Source organism: Perlabentimonas gracilis (genome assembly GCF_011174675.1).
GTDB lineage: Bacteria > Bacteroidota > Bacteroidia > Bacteroidales > Tenuifilaceae > Perlabentimonas > Perlabentimonas gracilis.
Map to the genome: position 1 here is coordinate 68,621 of NZ_JAANIG010000017.1, position 18,421 is coordinate 87,041.

The following is an 18,421-nucleotide window of genomic DNA, read 5'->3' on the forward strand; positions in this document are numbered from 1 at the left end:
ATTATTCAACATACATTTATTAGATTTGTATACTCAATTCAAACTATATACTAAAATGGAAGAGAACACTATCAAAACATATGAATTTCTTGAGAATTTTGAACTATGGCTCCAAAATATTGGACTTGGAGTGGAGATGGCTCAGCATGTAAAAGTATTCACTTCGGTTCTAGCAATTATTATTCTTGCTGTTATAGCAAACTATATAGCCAAGCGGATTATAGTTGTTGGACTAACATGGATAACCAAAAAAACCAAGAGCAAATGGGACGATTACCTGGTTAGCCGTAAGGTTTTTCATAAGCTGTCTCACCTAGCGCCAGCGCTCGTTATACAATTTACCATCGGTGTTGCTCTATATGACTTTAACCCCGAGCTTACCAATGCCATTGTTAGCCTCACCAAGGTTTACATTGTGTTGGCCTGGGTGTTTGTTATTAGCTCGTTTCTCGATGCGCTACACGATATGTATCTTAACCTCGAAATGGCTAAGAATAGACCAATAAAGGGATACATTCAGCTGTTTAAAATAATAATTTACATTTTTGCAGGTATTATTCTGATTGCCATTGTTTTTGATAAGGATGTGAAGAACCTACTGGTTGGAATGGGTGCTTCAGCAGCCATACTTACCCTAGTTTTCAAGGATACAATACTTGGTCTGGTTGCTTCCGTTCAGGTATCGGCCAACAATATGGTAAAACCTGGCGATTGGATTGAGATGCCAAGCCGAGGGGCCGATGGTACGGTGCTTGAGATTACGCTGAATACGGTTAAGGTTCAGAATTGGGATCGAACCATAAGCACCATACCAACATACGCGCTGGTGTCGGAAAGCTTCACCAACTGGAAGGGGATGGAGGATGGAACCGACGGGCGCCGTATTAAGCGATCCATCTTTATCGATATGCGTAGCGTTAAGTTTTGCTCTCCTGAACTACTTGAGAAACTCATGAAGATTCATTACCTGAAGGATTACATCGAGATGCGCTCCAAGGAGATAGAGGAGTACAACACCAAAATGGGTTTCGACACCACTATGCCGGTGAATGGACGCAGGATGACCAATCTGGGGGTTTTCCGTAAGTATATCGAGGGATATCTTACAAATCATCCAAAGGTAAATAGTAACGCCATACAGATGGTACGCCAGCTGCAACCAACCGACAGGGGAATCCCTTTGGAGGTATACTGCTTCTCGGCCGATAAGGCTTGGGTGGACTATGAGGGTGTGCAGGCAGATGTGTTCGATCATATCATGGCAGTAGTTCCCGAGTTTGAGCTAAGGGTGTTCCAAAGCCCATCGGGCGATGATATAAAGAGTTTGGTAGAAAGGCCAATTATCAACTAGGTATGGGGAAAAAGGTTGCTTTAGCACTATCCAGTGGCGGAGCTAGAGGGCTGGTGCATATTGGTGTAATTGATGAGATAGAGAAGCGTGGTTACGAAATAGTATCCCTTTCGGGTAGCTCTATGGGCGCATTGGTGGGGGGTATGTACTCGGCTGGCACCCTCACCGACTTTAAGAAGTGGATTATAAAGCTAAACAGAATGGATGTGCTAGGCCTTGTTGACTTTACACTAGGTACCAATGGCTTTATTAAGGGTGAGAAAATTTTTGAGGAGATGCAAAAGAAAGGTTTCATCCCCGATAAAAGCATCGAGAAGTTGGCAAAGCCTATGGTAATTATGGCCACTGATATTATTAACAACAAAGCGATTGCTTACGATAAGGGTGATTTGCGTAAAGCGCTACGTGCATCCATCTCCATACCAGGCGTTTTTACACCCATAAAGGGAGAGAAAGGGCTTTTGGTCGATGGTGGGGTACTTCACCCGCTCCCCCTTGAGCAACTCCAAAGGGCTGATGCCGATTTGGTTATTGCGGTCGATTGTAACGCAATTATTCCCTACAAAAAGCCAAAGGAGGAGGAGGTTACTCACCATGAATCTGAGGAGGACAAGTCAGCTTTTGAGCAACTCAAGGAGAAGTGGTACGAGTTTTTTGAGGGTGACGAGAAGAAGAAACTCGATAAGGATACCAAGCTGGGCTATATCGACTTGCTTTACCGTGTAATTCAGGTGATGATGAATAGCGCAACAAAGCAAGCGCTAAAGGATTTTCCACCCGATGTGCTGGTGAATACATCTAAAGATGCCTGTGGAGTTTTCGAATTTTATCGCGCCAAAGAGATAATTAGCCATGGTCAGCAATCCTGCGCCAAGGCGCTTGATGAGGCTGGCCTATAACCCTCGCTGCCTCACCACCTCATACATTATTAGTGCCGATGCCACCGATACGTTTAGCGAGCTAATCTTTCCGTTAATGGGAATGGTAATTAGCTCATCGGCCATTTTCAATGCGTTATCGGATAGTCCAGAATCCTCGGAGCCCATAATAATGGCTAAGGGATCAGTCATACTGGATTGGGTGTAAAGTTTGCTTGCCTTTTCGGTTGCGGCCACCACTTTTAATCCAGATAGTTGTAGGAATGAAATTGTCGACTTTAAGCTATTTACTCTGCAAATAGGCATATGGTGAATGGCACCTGCCGAAGTTTTCACCGCATCGGCACCTATACGTGCCGATCCTTTTGAGGGAAACACCACGGCATGAGCACCTGCGCACTCGGCGCTGCGCACTATGGCACCAAAGTTTCGTACATCGGTTACGCTATCGAGAATAACAATGAATGGGGTTTTGCCCTCCTCCCATAAGCGAGCCACCACCTCTTCAATGGGCTCAAAGTCAACGGGCGAAATGTAGGCAACTACTCCCTGATGATTTCGCTGGCCAAACTGCCCAAATTTTTCGGAAGGGACGTACTGCGGCACAATGCCTCGGCTACGTAGTAGGCTCATAAGCTCCTGCACCAGTTCCCCGCTTAGGCCTTTTTTTACAATTACCTTGTCAATCTCCTTGCCCGAGTTTATGGCCTCAATCAGCGGCCTAATGCCGTATATTACATCCGATGTGTTCTGTCTCATTGTGTTATTATATTAGTCTGAAAGTCTGAAAGTCTGAAAGTCGAAAGTCTGAAAGTCGAAAGTCATAAGTATAAAGTCGAAATTTTACCGAAAACCGATTACAGATCACCGATCACCGATTACCGATCACCGAAAACCGATTACCGATTACCGATCACCGATTACTGATTACCGATTACCGATCACCGATCACTAACATCCCCAACTCACCCTTCTCCTCCCAAAATCTCCATTTCGTAGTGCAGCTGTTCCCAGCGATGCATGGTGTTGCTTAGCTTAACCTTATGGCTTTCGTACTGCTTAAAGAAATCATCAGCAATAGTTCTACCCTCAGGATTGCTAAGGATAGAGTCCATTTCGGCGATTTTATTTTCCAATTCGCTAATCTCTTTTTCAACCTTTTCTATTTGCGAAGCAACTTTTCTTAGCACTTTATCCTGTTCTTTCCGGTCGAGCCATTCCTGTTTTCTGTCCGATTGCCCGTTCTTCTCCTTCGCCTCTTTTTCTTGTAGCTTGCGCGTTTCCAACTCCTTCAGGTTTTCAAGTTTGCGCTTTCCAAGGAATTCGTAAATACCACCCAGGTGCTCCTTTACCTTTCCATCCCTAAATTCGTATACCTTCGACACCAGTCCATCAAGGAATTCGCGGTCGTGCGAAACCACTATTACGGTGCCCTTGAACTTTCTTAGCGCATTCTTAAGGATATCCTTGGAGCGCATATCCAGATGGTTAGTAGGCTCGTCGAGAATTAACAGGTTGTAGGGTTGTAGCATTAGCTTCACCATGGCCAATCGGTTGCGCTCGCCGCCCGAGAGTACCGATACCTTTTTGTCAACATCCTCGCCCCTGAACAGAAATGCCCCAAGTATATCGCGTATCTTTGTTCGAACATCACCAACAGCTACCCTATCAATAGTTTCGAGTACGGTGTGGGTTGGGTTCATAAGCTCATCCTGATTTTGGGCAAAGTACCCAATGCTCACATTATGACCAATCTTTACCTCGCCCTTGTAATCAATTTCTCCAACAAGAATCTTGCTTAGAGTTGTTTTACCCTCGCCATTACGCCCTACAAAGGCAACCTTTTCGCCCCGGGTAATGTTGAAGGTTGCATCGGCAAATACTAGATTGTCGTCGTAGCTTTTGCTCACCTCATCCACCTTAACCACCAAATCGCCCGAACGGGGAGCCTCAGGAAACCTGATGTTTACCGAGGTGTTGTCTTCCTCCTCAACCTCAATCACATCCATCTTTTCGAGCATCTTCACCCTCGACTGTACCTGATTGGCCTTGGTAGCCTTGTAACGAAACCGCTCTATGAAATCTTTGGTCTCTTCAATCTGCTTTTGCTGATTTTTATATGCGGCCAGTTGTTGCTCGCGGCGTTCCTCGCGCAGCACAACGTATTTTGAGTAGGGAACCCTATAGTCGAATGCCTTACCCAACGATAGTTCGATGGTACGCTCGGTAACATTGTCGAGGAATGCACGGTCGTGAGAGATAAGAACCAGCGCCCCTGGAAATGTTTTTAGGTAATCCTCGAGCCACTGAATCGATTCAATGTCGAGGTGGTTGGTGGGCTCGTCGAGCAGCAACACCTCAGGCCTGCGAAGCAGAATTTTAGCCAGCTCTATTCGCATTCGCCAGCCTCCGCTAAACTCCTTGGTGGGGCGATCAAAATCACTCCGTTTAAATCCTAACCCTTGCAGGGTTACCTCGGCCTGTGCCTCGAGGCTATCCCCACCCAGTAGATTAAAGCGTTCACTCTTTTCGGTTAGCTCGTTTATTAGCTTGGCATACTCGTCCGACTCGTAATCGGTTCGTTGCTCCAGGGACTTCGATATTTTTGCAATATCTTTTTCGAGCTTAAGCGTATCGCTAAAGGCTATCATCGTTTCGTCCATTACGCTGCGCGAATTGGCCACATCCATTTGTTGAGGGAGATATCCTATGGTTACATCCTTGGGAATACTAATTACCCCATTGGTTGGAGCCATTTTCCCCACAATTAGCTTAAGCAGAGTTGTTTTGCCGGCACCATTCTTTCCCACCAGACCAACACTCTCCTTGGGGCTAACCAAAAAGTTGATATCCTTAAATAGATCGAAACCTCCAAACGAAACTGTTACCTGACTGAGCGATACCATTTTAAATTAATTTTATGGAGGTGCAAAATTAGTAAATTATAGGGAACTGCCAAGGGGGAGGAGTGATTGGGAGATTGGTTGATTGAATTATTAATCACCCAATCACCCAATCACCCAATCACCCAAAATGGTTTAAGAACATCAAAATCGAACCCAATATTTTCTTAACTTGCGATGCGATTTGCTCATCATATCATCATAAAAACTCAATATAAGGAGATGCAATATGTATAAAGATAATGTTGATGTAAAGAACTTTCTTAGCTCTAAATCGGTAGCACTGATTGGTGTTTCGCGTAATAAGCAAAGCTACAGCCGTTCGTTAATGAAGGCTTTTGTTGATAAGGGGTTTGAAGTATTTCCTGTAAATCCAAACGAAACCGAGATTGATGGGCTAAAGTGCTACCAATCTATCACTCAGCTACCCGATTACATAGATGCTGCGTATATAATTAAGCGAAAGGAGGTGGCTGTGGATCTAGCGCGCGAGGCTGCCAATAAGGGGATTAAAAAGATTTGGATTCATGTGAAGTGTGATGCGCCCGATATTAAGGAACTATGCAACGAGTATGGTGTGACTGTTATTGCAGGCGAGTGCTTCTTTATGTGGGCCGAGCCCGTTAAGGGGGTTCATGCGTTTCATCGCTTTTTGAGAAACATTTTTAGTTAAATCAAAATATCCGAATTCTAGGTATGAAAACAGCACTAATAACAGGAGCAACAGCAGGCATTGGCCGTGCAGCCGCCATTTTGCTTGCAAACAATGGGTATCGACTTATAATAACAGGTCGACGTAATGATCGTTTGGAGGAGGTTAAGTCTGAAATTGGAGCCTCACACGAAGTACATTGCTTAAGCTTCGATATCAGAAGTAGGGAAGAGGTAGAGGCTGCCATAAACGGGTTGCCGCAGCAGTGGCAGAATATTGATGTGCTGGTAAACAATGCCGGCTTGGCCGCTGGTTTAAATCCCATACAGGAGGGGGCTATTGACGACTGGGAGCAGATGCTAGACACCAATGTGAAGGGATTGCTCTACATAACTCGTATTGTGGCAAATAAGATGATTGAACAGGGGTATGGCCATATCGTAAATATTGGATCCATTGCTGGTGTTCAGGCCTACGAGAATGGGAATGTGTATTGCGCCAGCAAGCATGCGGTTCACGCCCTATCGCAGGGTATGCGTATCGATATGCTAAAGCATGGCATAAAGGTTACTGAGATTCGTCCCGGGTTAGCAGAAACAGAATTTTCGCTAGTACGATTTAAGGGCGATGCCGACAGCGCCAAGAAACCCTACATTGGTATTGTTCCGCTTTCGGGACAAGATATTGCCGAGGCCATTCTTTTCGCAATTACACGTCCACCTCATGTAAACGTAAACGATTTAGAGATTACCCCAACTGCTCAGGCTAGTTCTTACTACGTTTTTCGTAAGTAAGCATTTCTATATCTAGTTTTTTTAACAAATAGTACCCTAAGTTGATTGGTTATAAAAATTTCATTGCAATGAAGTTTCATCACCAGAAATTACGGCGGTTTACCCAGTCGCTCTTTGAGGCTATGGGATGCCCTTCGGCTGATGCCGAGGTGGTTGCCGATGTGCTAATAGCAGCGGAGCTGCGCGGTATTCCCTCGCACGGATTAATGCGTGTGAAGGATTATTATGCTATGGTTAAAGCCGAGCGTATAAATACCTCGCCCCAAGTAAGAGCTACATACGAAACGCCTTCAACGGCAACGGTTGATGGAGATAATGCCTTAGGACCTGTGGCTGCAAAAAAGTCGATGCAAATTGCTATCGAAAAGGCAAAAGTTGCAGGAACGGGATGGGTAGCCACCAACAATAGCAATCACTACGGAATTGCAGGGTACTACTCTATGATGGCGCTGGAGCACGATATGATAGGCATATCGCTTACCAATGCCAATCCTCTGGTTGCTCCAACCTACAGTGCTGAGCGTTTACTGGGGACTAACCCTATTGCCGTGGCCATTCCCACTCAAAACGAACCTCCTTTTATTGCCGATTTTGCTACCACACCGATAGCTAGAGGAAAGTTAGCCATAAAATCGAAACTTGGTGAGTCTGTTCCTATTGGGCTGGTTCAGGATAAGGAGGGAAGCCCAAGTAGTAATCCAGGAATCCTTGAGCAGGGGGGCGCAATTCTTACCCTTGGTGGCGGTGGCGTTGATTTAGGAGGGCATAAGGGCTACTGTATGACCGCTTTAGTCGATATATTTTCCTCGGTGCTATCGGGTGCCAACTTTGGTCCCTTTGTGCCCCCTCAGGTAGCCTATTTACCCTTGCTTGAACAGTCGGTAGGGAAGGGGTTGGGGCATTTCTTTGGGGCCATCCGTATTGATGCATTCCGCCCAGCGGTCGAGTTTAAAAAATCGATGGATACTTGGATTCACACTTTCCGCACATCAAAAAGTGCTGACTTTGCAAACCCAGTGCAAATACCTGGTGATAACGAGCGAAAAACTGAAACGGCTTACCTAAAAGATGGTGTTCCAGTAATTTCCAAGATATTTGATGAACTATGTGAAATTGCCGATGCTCTAAATGTTGAACAACTTTAATTTCTGATTTGGTGATTTATCTCAACGTTTTTATTGAGATAAAGAACAATATATTTGGAGGTGAAAAATAATTTTTTGACTTATCTTTACATTGTCTTATTCAAGCAGCTATTATTTTATTAACAATCCTGACTAATCAGGCAAATCTTTTAACAAAATGACTAGATTGATGGTTTTAAACAAACAGGCTGTTCTTCTTATTGTTATTTGCCTTTTTAGCCTTGCGATAACTTCGTGCCACAACAATATTCCATGTGCAGTTTATGCCGATACTGAAAATAATTGTGTAGACGAAACAACGTGTTAGATATTTTTTTTAAATTGCCAACCGTAATAAAAAGCCTTACAGAATGAAAGCAAACAAAAAAACACTTATTGTAGCCCTTGTATTTGTGGCAGTTGCTATGGTTTTCGGTTCATGTGCCAAGAAGACCTGCCCTGCGTACAGTAAAGCAAATACTGCTCAGGTAGAGCAAAACGGTTAAAATAAGCTTTTTATAAGCTTATCAAACTTTCTTAAGTCTCACTTCGAGATTTAGGAAGGTTTTTTTATTGACTTACTTTTACCTCTCTTGATTAGGTTATTGATTTGTAAATCAATTTAATGTAGATTTGCTTTCGAAATATTTCAATTCCATTTTAATTGCAGTAATTAATTAAATAATAATAACATAACACATAAGCTATGAAAAACAACGAGCTTCGCGATTCCTCAATTATCGCACTTAGAGATTGTATGGGGTTGCAGCCCCACGAAACCCTACTGGTAATTACCGATGAGCTTAAAAGGGAGATTGGCCAAGCATTGTATGAGGCAGGTAAAGATCTCTGCAAAGAGTCGATGCTAATCGAAATAAAAGCACGCGAGATAAATGGTCAGGAGCCACCTGAGGCGGTTGCCAATATGATGAAAATGGTGGATGTGGTGGTTTGTCCTACCTCCAAGTCGCTTACCCATACCGATGCTCGCCGAAATGCAGTGAAAGAGGGAGTGCGTGTTGGTACTATGCCAAACATTACTGTTGACACAATGGCCCGTTGCCTAAGCGCCGATTACGATAAAATTATTTCGCTAACCGATTTTATCGCTGATAAAATGGAGGGTGTAAGCACAATCCGTGTGGTTACCGAAAAGGGAACTGATGTAACCATGCCCGTTAAGGACAGGATGATTATCCGCAGCAAGGGCGTTCTCCGCAATAAGGGGGAGAGTGGTAATCTTCCCTCGGGCGAGGTGTTCCTTGCACCTTGGGAGGATCAAACCAATGGAAAGCTGGTTATCGATGGTTCAATGGCTAGCATTGGAATGATTGAAACCCCAATTGTTGTTGATATTGTTAATGGATATGCCGAGAGCATTACTGGTGGAAAAGAGGCCGAGAAGCTAACCGAGATTCTCGATAAGTCGGGTCGCGATGCTCGTGCCGTAGCCGAGTTTGGCATTGGAACCAACTACAAGGCCAAGCTTACAGGGCTAATCCTCGAGGACGAGAAAGTTTTTGGCACTATCCACATTGCCTTTGGCAATAATATTACCATGGGCGGTCGCATTTCGGTTAGTAGTCACCTCGATGGGCTGGTTACTGAGCCCGATGTCTATTTCGACGACGAGCTAATCATGAAGAAAGGTAAGATGATTGGTTACGACATGTAGGAACTATATTTAAATATATGTTGCTAAATCAGCTCTTAAAGGGTAAGACCATAGTTCTCGCTTCGCAGTCGCCTCGCAGGCAACAGCTGCTAGCAGAGCTGGGCTTACCCTTTGAGGTTAGAATAAATGGCGAGGTTGAGGAGACCTATCCCGCTAACCTTAAACCCGAAAGCATACCCGAATACCTTGCAATGAAAAAGGCCGAATTCTACACCCATTCGCTTGCAAGCCATGAAATACTTCTAACGTCCGATACCATAGTTTGCTGCAAAGGCAAGGTGTTGGGCAAACCCACCGATAGGGACAATGCCATTGCAATACTTAAGGAACTTTCAGGATGTAAACATACTGTAATTACTGGAGTTGCGCTATACCATGGTAACCGAGAACATACCTTTTCTGCTACTACCGATGTTTACTTCCGTAACCTTGCCGATGAGGAAATAACACATTACGTTGACACGTACAAACCCTTTGACAAGGCCGGGGCGTATGGAATTCAGGAATGGATAGGATACATTGGCATTGAGCGTATTGATGGTTCGTATTTCAACGTTATGGGTTTACCCGTACAGAAGTTGTACACGGAGTTAATTGCATTGCTTAGCGAAAAATAGATTGATTAGGAACGTTTTTGCTAAAGTTTAAAGTAAACCTATTGCATCAAACCTTATCAAACGCAAAGGAATAATTAATAACATAAACGTATGAAACGACTTTTTATATCATTTTTAATGGCAATTGTGCTGCTTCCCTATGGAGCCAAGGCCGATGAGGGAATGTGGCTACCAATGCTTATTGAGAAGTACAACTTTGCTGATATGCAGAGCAAAGGCTTTAGGCTTACTGCTGAGGACGTCTATAGCATCAACCAGCCAAGCATAAAGGATGCCATTGTTATTTTTGGCCGTGGATGTACTGGCGAAGTTATATCGCCCGAGGGGCTTATTATTACTAACCATCACTGTGGATATGGGGTTATTCAGCGTCACTCTTCGGTTGAGCATGACTACCTAACCAATGGCTTTTGGGCTATGTCGCGGAGCGAGGAGTTGCCAAACCCAGGGCTAACAGTTCGGTTTTTGGTGCGTATGGATGATGTAACAACCCAGGTGCTTGAGGGAGTTTCTCCCGATATGACAGAGGTTGAACGTCAGGCTAAGGTCAACGAGAATACCAAAAGGATTTCCGATGAAGTGGTTGAGGGTACTCACTACACCGCGCGTGTAGCCCCTATGTACAACGGAAATCAGTACTTTGTATATATCTACGAGGAGTTCCTTGATGTTCGTTTGGTGGGTGCGCCTCCTTCAAGTATTGGTAAGTTTGGTGGCGATACCGACAACTGGATGTGGCCACGCCATACCGGTGACTTTTCTCTCTTCCGCATTTACGCCGATAAGGATAATAAGCCTGCCGAGTACTCACCCGACAATGTACCTTACACTCCCAAAAGGCATTTGCCCATCTCCATAAAGGGTATTGAACCCGGCGATTTTACCATGGTGTATGGCTACCCGGGTAGCACGCAGCAATACATCACTTCGCATGAGGTTAATCAGGTGACTAATATTTCAAACCCCCTGAAGATTTCGCTGCGCGATGCTAGGCTCGATATTATGAAGGGCTATATGCAGAGCAACGATACTGTTCGTATTCAGTATGCCAGCAAGCAGGCCAGCGTAGCCAATGCCTGGAAAAAGTGGATTGGCGAGCGCAATGGGCTTATTCGTCTCGATGCAGTTGCCAAAAAGCAAGCCATTGAGGCCGATTTCGAGAGCTGGGTAAACCAATCGCCAGAGCGTAAAGCGGAGTACGGTCACTTACTGCCTCGTTTTGAGGAGCTGTACTCCAAGCGTGAACCCCTTTTGGTAGCAACCGATTACAGTCGCGAAGCCTTTTTTGCAGTTGAGGCCATTCGCTTTGCAAGCCAGTTTAATAGGCTAATAAGTAGTACGTTAAAAGATGTTGAACCCAATGCGGATTTAGCTCAAAGTATGGTTGAAAATACCCGAAGATTCTTTAAGGATTACTACCTGCCTATTGATAGGGAGATATTTGCAGAGATGATGGAGGCGTTTACTCAAAATCTTCATGATTCGCTTCATCCAGCAAAACTTAGCGAGCTATTCATACAGAGCAATTCCAGCTGGAGCACTGCAGCCAATAATTTTTTCTCATCATCCATTTTTGCTGATAGCACAAAGCTTATCGCTCTGCTTAGCAATTTTGATGTGGAGGCAGCAAAAAATCTTAAAAAAGATATAGCATTTGAGATTTACTGGCAGCACGATAGCCTTTTTAACGCTAGCATTAACCAACAGCAAAGGTCCATTTCGCAAGAGCTAGACCTGCTGTATCGTGCTTATATTAAAGGTTTAATGGAGATGATGCCCGAGAGGCGTTTTTACCCTGATGCCAACTTTACTCTTAGGGTTGCTTATGGTCATGTTGGAGGGTACAACCCGTCCGATGCCGTTGAGTACATTCACCAAACCACCCTTGACGGGATTGCCGAAAAATCGGAAATGGGAGTTTACGACTATGTTGTTCCGCAGCGACTGCTCGATTTGCATGCTGCAAAAGATTTCGGTAGGTGGGAGGTTAACGGCACGGTTCCAGTAGCTTTCCTTGCCAGCAATCATACTTCAGGTGGTAATTCCGGTAGCCCCGTTGTTAACGCCTATGGCCATTTAATTGGAGTAAATTTCGATAGAGTGTGGGAAGGAACCATGAGCGACATTATGTTCGATCCGGATATGTGCAGAAACATTAGCGTCGATATTCGTTACGCCCTGTTCATTATCGATAAGTTTGCTGGCGCTGGCCATCTTATCGAAGAGATGACAATAGTTGATTAGCAAAACTTTTAAAACCGATAGCACTAACTTGCTGTCGGTTTTTTTTTACCATAAACTATGAGTGATAAGCACAGAAAGGTTGATGAAGAAGCAAAGTTTCTAAAGCAGATAGCATCACACCCCGACATAGTTCCGGGAATTTATAACTACTGCGATAGGTGGTGCGAGCGATGCCCGCTGGCAACACGATGTACTGTGTATCATATGGAGAATAGGATGAGGAGTAGCGAGAAGGGTAGCGAGCAAATTGACAATACTTGGGAGGATGTAAGCACCATGCTAAGCGTAGCTGCAAAGCTTTTAAATGAGCAAATGGAGGAAATGGGAATTGATGTCGAAGAGCTGGAGGGCATGGCAAAGAATATTGAACCAGATTCGGAGTATAATCCAAAGGAAGCACGAGCCGTTAAGCTGGCCAAAGAGTACTCAACCAGCCTGGCGGAGTGGATAAAAGCCAATCGCGATAGCTTGTTAGAAAAGCATCAGCTTTTAGATGGTATTCAATCACCCAACAGTAGTAAGTTAGCCGACGCTTTTGAGGTTATTCAGTACTATATGATTCTTGTCTCGTCAAAAACTTTTAGGGCTTTTCTACATTCTCCCAACGACGAATTACCCGACGACTCCCAGGGCACAGCAAAGGTGGCACTTATAATTATCGATAGATCAATGGCTTCATGGGTTAAGGCGTTTGAGATTATACCCCAGCTCGAGGATGATGCGTTGAAGTTCCTGTCCCTTCTATCCAGAGTAAAAAACGAAATCCTTTCGCGCTTTCCCCGTGCCATGGATTTTGTTAGGCCTGGTTTCGATGAGTAGTTTGTGTTATAAATCATACTGAAAAATTTGCAAATATTCAATTTAAGCTATTGGTATTTAGCTTTAAAAGCTTACATTTGCTAATGTTAAGATAGCGATATCAGAATTAGTGTACACTTAAAGCAAAGGTTAACTAATTGTAGGTCAACTAACTTAACAAAACCTAGTGCTATGGAATCGAAAAAAAAGATTTTAATCGTTGATGACGATATTGATGTAATTACAGCTATCGAAACCATTCTTACCAAGCAGGGGTACGAGGTACACTCAGCTATGAATAAAAAGGAAGGCATTGAGATGCTGCGCAGCGTTAAGCCTAATCTTGCCATACTGGATGTGATGATGACCACTCACTACGAGGGGTTTGAGCTAGCTCAAGAAATTCTAAAAAATCCCGAGTTTAAGGATATCCCTTTCCTTATTCAGTCGTCAATAGAGGTGTTAATGACATCAAACGCCAGCATTCAAACGGTTGCCCGTGAGTATAGGCAGGATCCTAACTTTAAAGATTTGCAGGTGCTACTCATAAAGAATAACTACGATGGTAGCGCCGGTATTGATTACAAGGCCGAGGATGGCCAATCGCATTGGTTCCCTGTAAAGGGTTTTATCCGCAAACCTGTTGATGCCAGCAAGCTTCTGCCCGAAATAGAAAAGCACATTAAGTAGATAGTCCATTCGGATATAGGTATAAGGTTTCAGTAAAACCCTTTGGCATGGTAACCTGTGGCAAAGGGTTTTTTGTTTAGGTATGATATGTTCCTAGCACACATCAAAGTGGTAAAAACAAATCGCCATTGGGCTTAATGCAACAAAATTGTTCTTTATGAAATCTAACCCCTTCAATAATATACGAATTCCGCTTAGGCTTAGGTTGTTTCTGCCCGTATCGCTTATCATCATTACGGTGGTAACCATAATGACCATTTGGTCCATCAACACATCAATCAATGCTTTTAACGAGCAGATTGAGAACAACCTAAAGCTCGAGGTGCAAACCATCTCGAAGATGTTTGAGCGCGAGAGCATGCTCAAGCTTAAGAATGTTCAAACCAATCTCAAGGTTGCCAATCATCAGTTTTATAGCTACGACCTAAGGATACTTAGCTCCACTGTGCCCATTGAAGTCGAAAATCAGAAAACTGGTGTAACCCATACCACCCGGGTTAAGGAATGGGTACACAATGGTAAAAAACTTCTTGGTAACACCGAGCTGGTTGATAACCTCTTTGAGCAGCTGGGTGGCACCATTACTATTTTCCAAAAAATTGATAGCGGATATGTTAGAGTGGCTACCAACGTGCTTAAGGATGACGGAAATCGTGCCATTGGCACATATATTCCCAACGATTCTCCTGTGGTGGAATCGATTAATAAGGGTGAACGGTATTTTGGCCGTGCATATGTTGTAAACGACTGGTATACCACGGCATACGAGCCTGTTTTGTACAACAATGAGGTGGTTGGGATGATTTACGTGGGGGATAAGGAGAAGGATTTGGCAGAGCTTAAGCGCTTGCTGTATACGCTCAAAATAGGGAAAAGTGGTTATCCCTTTGTATTCGACAGGAGTGGACATATGATAATACACCCAACCATGGAGGGCGATACGTGGGACGATCCTTTTTTTCAGAGTCAAATTGAGAATTACAAGGAGGCGCTGTTTCCCCTTCATTACAACTCCAAGGATAAAACCATTGCCTTTAAATATTTTGAGCGATTTGAACTGTTTATTGCCGCCTCCATTGTAAAGAATATAGAGAACAGGGAGCTAATAAGAAAATCAATAATTGGTGCATCGGCCGTGGGGGTAATAGCCATACTTTTCCTACTAGGGTTTTTGTATTTCTTTACAACCGATAAGCTTTATCGCTACTTCACAGCGCTACAAATTTCCAACAAAAAACTTGCTTCGGCCGAGATTGCTCTAAAACAATCGGAGAAGCTAGCCACCATGGGTCAAATATCAGCAGGTATTGCCCATGAACTCAATAACCCCCTTGGGGTAATTACAATGTACAGCAATATTATTCTCGAGGAGCTCGATAAGGACAACCCCATGGTTCAGGATGTGGAGCTAATTGTTGAGCAGGCCAATCGCTGTAAAAATATTGTGGGTGGACTACTAAATTTTGCACGTAAGAGCAAGATGAAACCCCAAGAGGTTGATATAAACGAATTTGTAAACAGAAGTCTCGAGTCTGTTGTGGTACCCAGTAACGTGAAAACCGAAGTAACCTCTAGCGTTGATGATCCCCTAATAATGATCGATACTGAGCAAATGATGCAGGTTTTCACCAACCTCGAAAAGAATGCCATTGAGGCAATGCCCAACGGAGGAAACTTAACCATAAATATATCTGGAACAGAACGAGATGTAATAATTGGTTTTAGTGATTCTGGAACTGGAATTGCTGAGGAAAACTTGGATAAACTTTTCACCCCTTTCTTTACAACCAAAGAGATGGGTAAAGGAACCGGACTTGGACTTCCATTGGTTTACGGAATCGTAAAGATGCATAAGGGTAAGATTGAAATTGATACCAACACCGATATCAACAAGGGTCAAACGGGAACCACGTTTACGCTTACAATCCCTAGGGTGAGCTGAAGAACATTCTCGTCATCGCAATAAAGAATGTTACTCTTATTTCGTCAGTTTATAGTTACGATAAAAGTATAGACAAGCAACAGACAACCGATAACCGATAACTAATCATGAGCCAACTAAAACTTCTTGTAGTCGACGATGAGCCCGGAATCCGCACTGGCGCTGAGCGTGCCCTGCGCAACTTTAGCGTTGGCTACCCTTTTATGGAGGAGGAATTCTCCTACGATATTATTGAGGCCGAAACCGGTGAGAAGGCCATTGAAATAATTGAAAGCCAGCACATCGATATAATGCTGCTCGACAATAAGCTGCCTGGAATAGATGGCATTGAGGTGCTGGAGTACGTGAAGAATAAGGATTACGATATCTCGGTGATGATGATAACCTCCTACGCATCGCTCGAGTTGGCCGTAAAGGCCACCAATATGGGGGCATTTAGCTTTGTGCCAAAGCCATTTACCCCGCAGGAGCTGCGCACATCCATCGAGAGTATCACCAAGAATTTATTTCTGAAACGGATGACCCGCCAGATGCGGGCCGAGGGGCAGCAGAATCAATTCCAGTTCCTTTCGGTACTGTCGCATGAACTCAAATCACCTATCAACGCTGTGGAGGGTTATATAAAGATTATGCTCGAGAAGCAGGCTGGCGATTCTATCGACGACTACAAGGTGATGCTCGAGCGCTCCGTGGAGCGCCTTAAGGGGATGCGAACCCTGATCCTAGATCTGCTCGACCTCACACGAATCGAAACGGGCAAAAAGAGTCGTGACATCAGAAGTCTCGACCTACACGAAATTGCCAAGCGCGTGATAGATACCGTTGAACCTCTGGCCATCCAAAAGAATGTTAAGGTGCATCTCGATGCCGAGGAGAACTCGTTCTATAAGGCCGATAGCCATGAGGTAGAGATTATCCTCAATAATTTTGTTTCCAACGCGGTAAAGTACAACAAGGATGGGGGAGAGGTGTATGTTACCATCAGAAAGGATCCCGATTTCTTCGAAATTGCTGTGGAGGATACCGGCATTGGCATTAGCGATGACGATCAAAAACTTCTCTTTCAGGAGTTTGTCCGCATAAAGAATACTCAAACCCGTAATATCACAGGTAGTGGCTTAGGCCTTTCCATTGCTAAGAAGATGATTGAGCTGTACAACGGTACTGTGGAGGTGCAAAGCACCCCCGATGTGGGATCGAAGTTCACCGTGCGACTACCATTCTAACAGAACCATTTATGAAAAAGATTATTCTAATAGCCTTATGCTTTTTGTTGCTAACAGTATTAGTAAATTTTGCCCGTGGGCAGGCCAAAGATTCTGAAAGGTTAGGTATGGCCTTATCCTACTTCAACGAGCTGGACTCGCTGTGCAGGATTGATAATGGCATAATGTGGGGTGTTCAACTGTATGGTGCTACCATGTTAGTAGTTCCCCAAAGCAGACTTATTATTGCCAACGAGCCCGATACCAAGGGGCTTCTCACATTCAAAAAGGGTGTTTACGTTGGCCAATTACCCAACGATATTAATATTGCCAATACATCGTTCAGTTGGAACGGAAAGGGTTGGACTATGGTAAACTGGGATGCTATTCCAACGAACGATAGGTACTCGAGGCGTAAGCTTCTTCTCCACGAGAGTTGGCACCGAATTCAGGAGGAGATTGGAATTCAACCCGTAATGACCAAGAACTTCTATCTTGATGAGTTGCAGGGGAGTGTTCTGCTAAAGCTAGAGTTTTTGGCCTTGATAAGTGCTTTGAATGCTTATGGAGATTTACTTGAGCATTTACAGAATGCATTAACTGTTAGAGCCTACAGGCAATCAGTTTTTCCAGATAATAACGAAGATCTATTCGAAATTCACGAGGGAATGCCCGAGTACACCGGCTTTAAGCTATGCGGATTAGAATCCAGTATATCTCGAAAAATTGTTGCAAAGCAGCTGGAATTGGCATTAGATAAGGAGGGCCTAGCAAATTCGTTTGCATACCTTACTGGTCCAGCCTACGGTTTAGTTCTTGAACAACTTGATAAAAATTGGCTTGTTAGGGTGAAAAGGGGTAACTCCATACCCAAAATTGGAGTTTCTTTGCTGCCGGGTATAATATCTGCCGATACATCTGCACTAAAAGCTTCTGTAGATTTAATTGTAGACAAGTATGGTGCTCATGAGATGATTGAAAATGAAGTAGCCAGATTTGAGACTCAAGAAGCTCTTATTGCCGAATACAAGCAAAAGTTTACCCAGGGCGATATACTTCTAATAAAGAATGATAAGATACAGTTCAGCTTTAACCCTCAGGAAAAGTTAGTGCCAATTGATAATGGTGTTGTATACAAAACTATGCGCCTAACTGGAGAGTGGGGCGTTGCCGAGGTTAAGAACGGTATTTTCCGCACGAACGATTGGCAGCTATTTATACTTGCTGCACCAACATCAGCAAAATTGGGCAGTATTGATGAAGCAGATTACAACCTAATGCTTAACGAAGGCTGGGAAGTTGTGCAAATTCAGAAAGGAAAGTTTACCATGAAAAGGAAGTAGTTGCCATTGCTAGTTTTTTTCATTAGTGTCCGACTAAGTATTTTGTAAAATGATAATAATGTGATAGATTTCTCGCTTCGCTCGAAATGACAGGCTGTTACGCTGTAAGAGGGTGTCCATAAACTGGCACCCTCTTTTTTATTTATAAAGTCTTGTCGTTTTAGAATTTCACTTGAACTAGCACCAAATTCATTATTTGCCTTCT

At 43.8% G+C, this 18,421-nt stretch carries 16 protein-coding genes; 14 read left to right on the forward strand and 2 right to left on the reverse strand.

Annotated elements, in window-relative coordinates:
- Positions 1-55: 55 nt before the first annotated feature.
- Complete coding sequence (locus G8O23_RS09245; RefSeq protein WP_219932480.1) at positions 56-1,351, forward strand: mechanosensitive ion channel family protein; 1,296 nt, start codon at positions 56-58, stop codon at positions 1,349-1,351.
- Between the two features lie 2 nt (positions 1,352-1,353).
- Entirely contained in the window at positions 1,354-2,250 is an 897-nt protein-coding gene (locus tag G8O23_RS09250; RefSeq protein WP_166364045.1) for a patatin-like phospholipase family protein, read from the forward strand.
- Here G8O23_RS09250 and rlmB read toward each other — a convergent pair.
- Positions 2,245-2,988, reverse strand: a complete 744-nt coding sequence (gene rlmB / locus G8O23_RS09255) for a 23S rRNA (guanosine(2251)-2'-O)-methyltransferase RlmB (RefSeq protein ID WP_166364047.1) — start codon at positions 2,986-2,988, stop codon at positions 2,245-2,247. The two genes, G8O23_RS09250 and rlmB, sit on opposite strands and share 6 nt — an antisense overlap.
- A gap of 206 nt (positions 2,989-3,194) precedes the next feature.
- A complete protein-coding gene (locus G8O23_RS09260; protein ID WP_166364049.1) occupies positions 3,195-5,135 on the reverse strand; it encodes an ABC-F family ATP-binding cassette domain-containing protein in 1,941 nt (646 codons plus the stop codon).
- Positions 5,136-5,361: 226 nt separating this feature from the next.
- Between G8O23_RS09260 and G8O23_RS09265 the strand changes: the two genes are divergently transcribed.
- From G8O23_RS09265 to G8O23_RS09315, 12 genes are all read left to right on the forward strand, one after another.
- Positions 5,362-5,805: a CoA-binding protein gene (locus G8O23_RS09265; protein ID WP_166364051.1), complete on the forward strand. Its 444-nt coding sequence runs from the start codon at positions 5,362-5,364 to the stop codon at positions 5,803-5,805.
- Positions 5,806-5,828: 23 nt separating this feature from the next.
- Complete coding sequence (locus G8O23_RS09270; protein WP_166364053.1) at positions 5,829-6,578, forward strand: SDR family NAD(P)-dependent oxidoreductase; 750 nt, start codon at positions 5,829-5,831, stop codon at positions 6,576-6,578.
- A 68-nt stretch (positions 6,579-6,646) separates the two neighbouring features.
- Positions 6,647-7,723 (forward strand): Ldh family oxidoreductase, encoded by a 1,077-nt coding sequence (locus tag G8O23_RS09275; protein ID WP_166364055.1) that lies wholly within the window; start codon positions 6,647-6,649, stop codon positions 7,721-7,723.
- 350 nt (positions 7,724-8,073) lie between these two features.
- On the forward strand, positions 8,074-8,208 hold the full coding sequence (locus G8O23_RS17555) for a hypothetical protein (RefSeq protein WP_262888062.1): 135 nt from the start codon (positions 8,074-8,076) through the stop codon (positions 8,206-8,208).
- Positions 8,209-8,408: 200 nt separating this feature from the next.
- Positions 8,409-9,377 carry an aminopeptidase gene (locus tag G8O23_RS09280; protein WP_166364057.1) on the forward strand — a complete coding sequence of 323 codons (969 nt, stop codon included), beginning with the start codon at positions 8,409-8,411 and terminating at the stop codon, positions 9,375-9,377.
- A gap of 17 nt (positions 9,378-9,394) precedes the next feature.
- On the forward strand, positions 9,395-9,994 hold the full coding sequence (locus G8O23_RS09285; RefSeq protein WP_166364059.1) for a Maf family nucleotide pyrophosphatase: 600 nt from the start codon (positions 9,395-9,397) through the stop codon (positions 9,992-9,994).
- A 90-nt stretch (positions 9,995-10,084) separates the two neighbouring features.
- Complete coding sequence (locus tag G8O23_RS09290) at positions 10,085-12,238, forward strand: S46 family peptidase (RefSeq protein WP_166364061.1); 2,154 nt, start codon at positions 10,085-10,087, stop codon at positions 12,236-12,238.
- Between the two features lie 57 nt (positions 12,239-12,295).
- Positions 12,296-13,057, forward strand: a complete 762-nt coding sequence (locus G8O23_RS09295) for a hypothetical protein (protein WP_166364063.1) — start codon at positions 12,296-12,298, stop codon at positions 13,055-13,057.
- Positions 13,058-13,228: 171 nt separating this feature from the next.
- Positions 13,229-13,726: a response regulator gene (locus G8O23_RS09300; protein ID WP_166364065.1), complete on the forward strand. Its 498-nt coding sequence runs from the start codon at positions 13,229-13,231 to the stop codon at positions 13,724-13,726.
- Positions 13,727-13,883: 157 nt separating this feature from the next.
- The gene (locus tag G8O23_RS09305) at positions 13,884-15,668 is read left to right on the forward strand and encodes a Cache 3/Cache 2 fusion domain-containing protein (RefSeq protein WP_166364067.1); all 1,785 of its coding nucleotides are present in this window, start codon (positions 13,884-13,886) and stop codon (positions 15,666-15,668) included.
- A 107-nt stretch (positions 15,669-15,775) separates the two neighbouring features.
- A complete protein-coding gene (locus G8O23_RS09310; protein WP_166364069.1) occupies positions 15,776-16,894 on the forward strand; it encodes an ATP-binding response regulator in 1,119 nt (372 codons plus the stop codon).
- Positions 16,895-16,905: 11 nt separating this feature from the next.
- Positions 16,906-18,216 (forward strand): hypothetical protein, encoded by a 1,311-nt coding sequence (locus G8O23_RS09315; protein ID WP_166364071.1) that lies wholly within the window; start codon positions 16,906-16,908, stop codon positions 18,214-18,216.
- Positions 18,217-18,421: the final 205 nt, after the last annotated feature.

Bases quoted from the DNA above. Each gene is read 5' to 3' on its own strand.
- G8O23_RS09245 (WP_219932480.1), top strand. From the start codon at position 56: ATGGAAGAGAACACTATCAAAACATATGAATTTCTTGAGAATTTTGAA.
- G8O23_RS09250 (WP_166364045.1), top strand. From the start codon at position 1,354: ATGGGGAAAAAGGTTGCTTTAGCACTATCCAGTGGCGGAGCTAGAGGG.
- rlmB (WP_166364047.1), bottom strand. From the start codon at position 2,988: ATGAGACAGAACACATCGGATGTAATATACGGCATTAGGCCGCTGATT.
- G8O23_RS09260 (WP_166364049.1), bottom strand. From the start codon at position 5,135: ATGGTATCGCTCAGTCAGGTAACAGTTTCGTTTGGAGGTTTCGATCTA.
- G8O23_RS09265 (WP_166364051.1), top strand. From the start codon at position 5,362: ATGTATAAAGATAATGTTGATGTAAAGAACTTTCTTAGCTCTAAATCG.
- G8O23_RS09270 (WP_166364053.1), top strand. From the start codon at position 5,829: ATGAAAACAGCACTAATAACAGGAGCAACAGCAGGCATTGGCCGTGCA.
- G8O23_RS09275 (WP_166364055.1), top strand. From the start codon at position 6,647: ATGAAGTTTCATCACCAGAAATTACGGCGGTTTACCCAGTCGCTCTTT.
- G8O23_RS17555 (WP_262888062.1), top strand. From the start codon at position 8,074: ATGAAAGCAAACAAAAAAACACTTATTGTAGCCCTTGTATTTGTGGCA.
- G8O23_RS09280 (WP_166364057.1), top strand. From the start codon at position 8,409: ATGAAAAACAACGAGCTTCGCGATTCCTCAATTATCGCACTTAGAGAT.
- G8O23_RS09285 (WP_166364059.1), top strand. From the start codon at position 9,395: ATGTTGCTAAATCAGCTCTTAAAGGGTAAGACCATAGTTCTCGCTTCG.
- G8O23_RS09290 (WP_166364061.1), top strand. From the start codon at position 10,085: ATGAAACGACTTTTTATATCATTTTTAATGGCAATTGTGCTGCTTCCC.
- G8O23_RS09295 (WP_166364063.1), top strand. From the start codon at position 12,296: ATGAGTGATAAGCACAGAAAGGTTGATGAAGAAGCAAAGTTTCTAAAG.
- G8O23_RS09300 (WP_166364065.1), top strand. From the start codon at position 13,229: ATGGAATCGAAAAAAAAGATTTTAATCGTTGATGACGATATTGATGTA.
- G8O23_RS09305 (WP_166364067.1), top strand. From the start codon at position 13,884: ATGAAATCTAACCCCTTCAATAATATACGAATTCCGCTTAGGCTTAGG.
- G8O23_RS09310 (WP_166364069.1), top strand. From the start codon at position 15,776: ATGAGCCAACTAAAACTTCTTGTAGTCGACGATGAGCCCGGAATCCGC.
- G8O23_RS09315 (WP_166364071.1), top strand. From the start codon at position 16,906: ATGAAAAAGATTATTCTAATAGCCTTATGCTTTTTGTTGCTAACAGTA.